1 protein-coding gene is annotated in these 1,098 nt (G+C 43.5%); it reads left to right on the plus strand.

Annotation, left to right across the window (positions count from 1 at the left end; genetic code table 11):
* Positions 1 to 60 precede the first annotated feature (60 nt).
* On the plus strand, positions 61 to 1,089 hold the full coding sequence (locus R8N28_RS26565) for an IS630 family transposase (RefSeq protein ID WP_225492270.1): 1,029 nt from the start codon (positions 61 to 63) through the stop codon (positions 1,087 to 1,089).
* Positions 1,090 to 1,098 lie beyond the last annotated feature (9 nt).

A 1,098-nucleotide genomic window follows, 5' to 3' on the forward strand; every position in this document is an offset into this window, starting at 1 on the left:
TATACCCGTGATCATTGAAGGTGCTTGATTTTTCCTTAAAGCAGGATCATGCTACGAACCATGAAAATTACACTGACTCCACAACAGAAACTGCAACTCGAACAAATGCACGACATTGAACGTGATAGTCGAGTTTGCGACCGCATCAAAGCAGTTTTACTTGCCTCTGAAGGTTGGAGTCAGATGATGATTTCTCAAGCTCTTCGTATTCACGAATCGACCGTCGCTCGTCATCTCAGTGATTATGTTCTCTCTGAAAAACTCAAGCCTGAAAATGGCGGTAGTCAAAGCCGACTTTCTGCTGGGCAAACCGTGCAGCTTATCGAACATCTGGCTGAAAACACGTACTTTCATACCCATCAAATTGTCGCTTATGTACAAGCAGAGTTTGGTATCCGTTATACCGTTGCTGGAATGAACAAGTGGTTACATCATCACGGTTTCTCATATAAGAAGCCGAAAGGTGTACCGCACAAGTTTAATCCAGAGATGCAGCAAGCCTTTATCGAATACTATAACGAGACGCTAAAAAGCAGCGAAGACCCTGTGCTGTTCATGGATGCCGTTCATCCTACGCAGTCAACAAAACTCAGTTATGGCTGGATACGAAAAGGCCAAGACAAAGTGATTGAGACAACAGGCAGTCGAACTCGTCTTAATATTATCGGTGCGTTACCGCTTCAAAATATTGGCGCAACGGTGACAGAAACGTATGAGACGATAAACAGCGAGAGCATCGTTCGCTTCTTCTGGAAGCTCAAAAAGGAGCATTACCCGTTGGAGCAAAAAGTTCACCTAGTGCTTGATGGCGCCGCCTATCATCAGTCAGAGCTGGTGAGAAATGCGGCAAAAGTGCTCAATATTGAGCTTCATTACTTACCACCTTACAGTCCAAATTTAAATCCAATCGAGCGGCTTTGGAAAGTGATGAATGAGCATGTGAGGAACAATATTTACTTCTCCTCCAAGCCAGAATTTACTTCAGCCATCAAAGAGTTTTTCGATGTAACGCTACCAGAAGTTGCAGGCTCATTGTCATCCAGAATTACGGATAACTTTCAGATATTGAAACCTGCATCTTCAAGTTGAATGGGTATA

The organism is Vibrio sp. Vb1554 (assembly GCF_033344235.1).

Bases quoted from the DNA above. Each gene is read 5' to 3' on its own strand.
- R8N28_RS26565 (WP_225492270.1), top strand. From the start codon at position 61: ATGAAAATTACACTGACTCCACAACAGAAACTGCAACTCGAACAAATG.